This window comes from uncultured Lamprocystis sp. (genome assembly GCF_903933125.1).
GTDB lineage: Bacteria > Pseudomonadota > Gammaproteobacteria > Chromatiales > Chromatiaceae > Thiodictyon.
Map to the genome: position 1 here is coordinate 1 of NZ_CAIZIZ010000474.1, position 6,122 is coordinate 6,122.

The 6,122-nt window shown below is 65.2% G+C and carries 5 protein-coding genes and 1 tRNA gene; 5 read left to right on the plus strand and 1 reads right to left on the minus strand.

Going from position 1 to position 6,122, the window contains the following annotated elements:
* Positions 1-248: 248 nt before the first annotated feature.
* Positions 249-2,351: a penicillin-binding protein 1C gene (gene pbpC, locus QZY03_RS25780; RefSeq protein ID WP_295585997.1), complete on the minus strand. Its 2,103-nt coding sequence runs from the start codon at positions 2,349-2,351 to the stop codon at positions 249-251.
* A gap of 190 nt (positions 2,352-2,541) precedes the next feature.
* Between pbpC and QZY03_RS25785 the strand changes: the two genes are divergently transcribed.
* The 5 genes from QZY03_RS25785 to QZY03_RS25805 form a co-directional block, all read left to right on the plus strand.
* Positions 2,542-2,617: transfer RNA gene (locus tag QZY03_RS25785), tRNA-Lys, on the plus strand.
* Positions 2,618-3,072: 455 nt separating this feature from the next.
* Positions 3,073-4,179, plus strand: a complete 1,107-nt coding sequence (locus QZY03_RS25790) for a site-specific integrase (protein WP_295586000.1) — start codon at positions 3,073-3,075, stop codon at positions 4,177-4,179.
* Positions 4,176-4,838, plus strand: a complete 663-nt coding sequence (locus QZY03_RS25795; protein WP_295586003.1) for a hypothetical protein — start codon at positions 4,176-4,178, stop codon at positions 4,836-4,838. The genes QZY03_RS25790 and QZY03_RS25795 overlap by 4 nt, the downstream gene beginning before the upstream one ends.
* 124 nt (positions 4,839-4,962) lie before the next feature.
* A complete protein-coding gene (locus QZY03_RS25800) occupies positions 4,963-5,292 on the plus strand; it encodes a hypothetical protein (RefSeq protein ID WP_295586006.1) in 330 nt (109 codons plus the stop codon).
* A gap of 11 nt (positions 5,293-5,303) precedes the next feature.
* Positions 5,304-6,122 (plus strand): CHC2 zinc finger domain-containing protein (locus QZY03_RS25805; protein WP_295586009.1); only part of this gene is annotated, 819 nt, incomplete at its 3' end.

Below are 6,122 nucleotides of genomic sequence, written 5' to 3' on the forward strand. Positions count from 1 at the left end.
CGGGCTTCAACGTCATCGGGCAGCGCCGCCGGGTCATGGTGCGGAACTTTGGCGTGAGCCATAGTCACCTCCGGCATCGCAAAAACTCGGACACCGCTAACACTACCGGTAGTGTCTTCCTGAGTCAACCGGATAGGCATGTGCCGCCGATTCTGCAAAGCGGTCCTAAACCGCGCCATCTCCAGCAATCGTCGCATCTGCCGGGGCCGATCCCATCCAAAAACATCGCATACCGCGCTGGGCGCGGTTTAGTGCAGATACACCATAACCCGACTGGACCGCCCGTGCCCGTCCACCACGGCAATGGCCGTGAAACCGGGACCGGCAGGCCGCCACCAGAGGAGACGGGCGAAGGGCTCCCGGCCGATCGGTCGACCGTCGGCGAACCAGGTGAAGGGCGGCTGTCCGCCGCGAACCTTGAGCGCCAGCCCGCCGCCCTCCCCCGCGCCGGTGTCGGAGCCAATCTCCAGTCGCGCCCCGTCCGGCGGAAAGGCGATCTCCGGACCCGTCGCGACCGCCCCCACACCCGCTCCCCGCACCCGCGCCTGGCGCAGCGTCGGGGGCAGCGCCTGGGTCGCCGTGAGCAGGACGCCGGCCGGCGCGGGCGGCAGCGGCACCCGCGGACCCAGGCGCGCGAAACAGTCGAGCAGGATCGGCACCGCCGCGTCCACTCCCTTGAGCCCCGGAACCGGCGCACCGTCCGGACGGCCGACCCAGACCCCCACCACATGACGCCCGTCGTAGCCGAGCGCCCAGGCGTCGCGATAGCCGTAAGAGGTTCCGGTCTTGAACGCGATCCCCGCCGGGGCGGTGCCGACGGGGCCGGGAACCTCCTGAAGGATGGACGTCAGATACCAGGCGGCACGCGCGTCCAGAACGCGCGGGCGGTCTGCGATCGACTCAGGGTCCGGATTGGCCGCCGCACCGTCGCGCGAATCCGTCAGGTCCAGCGGCGCGCCGCCGCGGGCAATGGCTCCATAGATCCGTACCAGGTCGAACAAGGTCACGCCCAGCCCACCCAACCCGATGGCCAGTCCGGGCGGCGCGGCATCCGCCAGCACCGGCGCGGCCCCGGCGCGGCGCATCCGCGCGATCAGGCGGGCCGGACCCACCGCGTCCAGGAGCTGCACGGCCGGGACATTCAACGACAGGGCCAGCGCCCGGCGCACCGTCACCGTGCCCTGGAAGGCACGGTCAAAATTGCCCGGCACATAGCCCGCGAAGGCGGTCGGCCGATCCTCGATCAGACTCTCCGGATGGGCGATGCCGGACTCGAAGGCCAAACCGTAGATCAGCGGCTTGAGCGCGGAGCCCGGCGAGCGCAAGGCGCGCGTCATATCCACATGGCCCTGGCGGTCGCCGGCAAAGAGCCCGGCAGACCCGACCTCGGCCAGCACCTGACCGGAGCCGTGATCGGCCACCAGCAGCGCGACCGAGACCCGCGGATCGATCGCCGCCGCCCGCTCCGCCGCCAGGGACTCCAACCCCCCTTGCAACCGCGCGTCCAAGGTCACCCGATGCACCCCGCGCCCCGGCGCGGACCGGACCAGCCGGGCGCCCAGATGCGGGGCCAGCAGCGGAAAAAGCCGGCGGCCGGTGGGAACCGGCTCGCGGCGCGCGGCGGTCGCGGTCTCCGCATCGATCAGGCCCAGCGCCAGCGCGCGCGCCAGCACCCGGTCGCGCGCGCGGCGGGCCGCCGCCGGGTTCCGGTCGGGACGACGCGCCTCCGGAGCCTGCGGCAAAGCGACCAGCAAAGCCGCCTCCGCCGCACTCAAGCGCTTCGGCTCCTTGCCGAGCCAGGCCAGCGACCCGGCGCGCAGCCCCTCCAGATTCCCGCCGTAAGGCGCGACCGTCAGATAGGCCGTGAGAATCTGCGCCTTCTCCGCCGTCCGCTCCAAGGCCAGCGCACCGAGCGCCTGGCGCACCTTGCCGCCCAGCACGCGGGTCCGCCCGCCGTCCAGGAGCCGGGCCAATTGCATACTCAAGGTCGAGCCGCCGGAGACGATCCGACCCGCAGTCACCAGTTGAGTCGCCGCCCGCGCCAGGGCCAGCGGGTCCACCCCCGCGTGCCGATAGAAACGCCGGTCTTCAACGGCCAGCAAGAGCGCGAGAAAACGCGGGTCAACGGCCTCGAGAACCAGCGGCAGGCGCCAGCGTCCACCATCCACCGTAAAGGCGCGCAACAGCCGGTCCTCCCGATCCAGCACCACACTGGAGGTCCGCACGTGCCAATCCGGCACTGGGGTGGCCGCCACCCAGGCCCGCAAGCCCAGCCAGCCGATCAGGGCACAGAGGGCCACAACCGCAAGCAAAGCCGCGGGCCAGAGAACGCGTGGACGTTGGCGGATCACTGGATTACAACACCTTGGCGGCGGCCACTGGACAACAGAAGATCATGAACGCATTGGAGAATCGGTGAACCAAGACGTTCCGTTGTTCACCGCCGACGATCACACTGAATGCCGAAGATCTTACGTCATCCGGAAATCCCAAACGCGGGGCTTCAAAATACCACCTAAGACGCCTATACTGAGCAGTCTCGCGCCCTTAGCTCAGTCGGTAGAGCATCTGACTTTTAATCAGGTGGTCGCGCGTTCGAGTCGCGCAGGGCGCACCAACTAAAACAAGGGCTTACCGGAAACGGTAAGCCCTTTTTCTTTGCCGTGGCGCACTCATGGCGCACTAGCCCGCAACACCCGACAATAAGGCGCACCCTGCCCACCGATCCGGCGCACCCTGCCGGACACCTGAAACACCCTCGTCAAGACCGGCCAAATGGCCCGGATTCGACCCCGTTTTTTCTGCGACTGCGCCATAAGCGCGCCTTGGACTCATGGCGCACTCACAGATAGCTTGAATAACATTGACTTGCGATATAACAACATCGGATAGATTATCATCAGTTGGCGTTTTCTGCGGTTTGTTGTAGACTTTAGCCCAGAGACGAACAGGCCCCGAATCGGCTGGAACCCGACCCGAGGCCCTGACCACCACGCAACCTGTCAACGAGGTTCCGCCATGGCTACCGCCAAGTATAACGCCCGCACTCGTCCGACCATGGGAGCCTGACCCATGGCGACCCTGACCAAGCGCACCGACAGTACCGGCGCAACCTCCTACCGCGTCGAGGTCCGACTGAAAGGCTACCCGGCGCAGCGTGCCACCTTCGAGCGCCTGACCGATGCGCGCAAGTGGGCCAGTGCGACCGAAACCGCGATCCGTGAAGGGCGGCACTTCGGGACCGTGGAAGCCAAGCGGCACACCCTGGCCGACCTGATTGACCGCTACACCCGCGACGTGCTGCCGACCAAGAAGGCCAAGACCCAAGGCCCCCAGGTAACACAGTTGACTTGGTGGAAAGACCAGATCGGCGCCCGGACCCTGGCCGATGTGACCCCGGCCCTGATTGCCGAGTACCGCGACACCCTGAGCCGTGAGCCGGTCCCGAGCATGGCAAAGGACCAAGCCAAGGCCGGACCCGAGCGGACCCGTTCACCGGCCACCGTCAACCGTTACCTCGCTGTGTTGTCGCACTGCTTCACCGTGGCCGTGAAGGAATGGGGATGGATCGAGTTCAATCCGCTGTTGAAGGTGACGAAGCCCAAGGAACCCCGCGGCCGGGTGCGCTTCCTGTCCGATGATGAGCGCGAACGCTTCCTGACCGCCTGCCGGGAGTCGAGTAACAAGGATCTTTACCCGGCCGTGATCCTGGCCCTGTCCACGGGAGCCCGGCAACAGGAAATCATGGGGCTACGCTGGCCCCAGGTAGACCTTACCCGCCGCGTTGCCACCTTGCACGAAACCAAGAACGGCGAGGTCCGCGTGTTGCCCCTGGCCGGTCCTGCCCTGGACCTTCTGCGCGAGCGCGCCAAGGTCCGCCGTCTGGATACCGACCTGATCTTTCCCGGCCGTCTCCGCCCCGCCAAGCCGGTAGACCTACGCACCCCGTTCGAGACCGCCCTGAAGCGCGCGGAGATTGCCGACTTCCATTGGCACGATCTACGCCATACCGCCGCATCCTACCTCGCCATGAACGGCGCGAGCCTGGCCGAGATTGCCGAAGTCTTGGGGCACAAGACGCTGAGCATGGTCAAGCGGTACGCCCACCTGAGTGAGGCCCATACCGCTTCCGTGGTCGAGCGGATGAATGCGCGGTACTTCGGGGAGGGGGCCAAGTGAGCGCGCCAGACTATGCGGCATGGGACTTAGTAAACGCGTTCACTATCGCTCAAGCTGCGGCCCTATGGATTAACATCGAGCCCGAGTGTGATTCAGTTGCGGATGATGCGTGCTCTCCCAAGGTACGGGCGCTTGCGCGGGAAATTGGGGAAAAGCTCCGTGTGGGTGACCTGCGCGATTATCACCACCCGGCGCGCGGGCGGGGCGGATTCATTGGATACGATAGGGTAGAGCACCACTATACCGAGCGAAAAGTTACCCGTACTGCACTATTGAGCTTGGCGAACCAAAAAAGCGAACGCCCCCTGTTTCTGTTCAGGGACGACAGGCAACAACCTGAGGCCACTAGCGCGCCCGAGCCTGCGGCCGTAGTTCAGATCGGGGACAATGAGCCAGAAACCCCCGCGGCGGCAAAGCGCCAACCCGCATCAAAAGCTACTCCAAAGAAGCCTGCTGAACTATCCCCACGCGAGGAACCGTCGGCGCTGGATATCCTAGCGGCCGTGATCGAAGCGAAGTATGGGACGGGGACTGTTGCAAAACTCAAGCAAAATCGAAGCGATATGACCAGCGTGATCGCCCGAGACGTTAATAAGTACTTTCCCAAAATGGTCCAAGACACCATCACGAAGTATCTGAAACGGTTACCTGACCTGTAATCTAGCCCGAAGTTCGGGCAAGTTTGCCCGAAGTTCGGCCACGACCCGAACCCCGCCCGCTACGGTTGACCCAGCAATTAAGCGCAACACCGCGCATTGCAGCCCAACCCATAGCGAGGCACCCATGAACACCGATGCACCCGCATCCACCCCTAACCCTGGCACCCTCCCGCCGCCGCCAAGTCTCAAACTGACGGTCAAGCAACTGGCCGCGTACCAGCCCGGATTGACTTTGGGCGGTGTCCGATGGGCGCTGTTCCATGCGGAAAATAACGGCCTGGCTAAGACTGGCGCGGTATCGCGGATGGGGCGCCGTATCCTGATTGACCCAGTGAAGTTCTGTGCCTGGATCGACAGCAACCCGACGATGAGCCCGCCGCGTCCAAAGGTCGGGCGCAAGGTGTCGAAAACCCACCCACCGGAAAAGCGCAGACCTAGCCCCATGGCGGCATAAGGATAGCCACCATGGGCGCCGAAAAAGAAAACGCCCGGAGCGATGACCGCGACCAGGCGAAAAATAGAAGCGAATCAAATGATAAGACAGCAAGCAACCAAAGGCAAGGCCCGCGGCTACCGCGGCCGGACGCAATCAAACGGGCGATAGACCCCGCCGACTTCTATCGACGTGAAATCGAGCGCGCCCCAGCCCTCAAGGCCCAAGATGACGGGTGGACACAAAACTTTATGTGTCCGTTCCATGAGGATAAGAACGGGTCTTTTGGCGTGAACCTTAAGAGCGGCGCTTTTCGTTGCTTTGGGTGCGATGCACAAGGGGGAAGCGTCCTTGATTTCGTGATGCGGCGTGACAGGTTGGACCTAGACGGCGCGCGGGCGACGTTGGGGGAGCGGTACGGGATCAAGATCGGGGATGCCCAGACCAACCCACGCGCTGAGCGGCCGGCTCCCGAGCCGGCGCGGCTGAACCCGAAGCAGACACCGGCACGGGTGCCGATCCCTGCGGACGCGCTGAAACGTCAACCCAAAGCCCACCCTACCAGAGGCGCCCCCTCGCGGATGTGGGCATACGTCGATGCGGCGGGGCGGCCCCTCTGCTTCGTCTGTCGTTTCGATCCGCCGGACGGGCGAAAGGTCTTCATGCCCCTAACCTGGACACCGGGCGGCCACTGGCAATGGAAGGCCCCGCCGGAGCCCCGGCCCCTGTACCACCTTGACCGGATCGCGGCGCGTCCTGACGCCATCGTCTTAGTCTGCGAAGGCGAAAAGGCGGCTGACGCTGCGGCGGAACTGTTCCCGGAGATGGTCACGACAACGACCATGAACGGC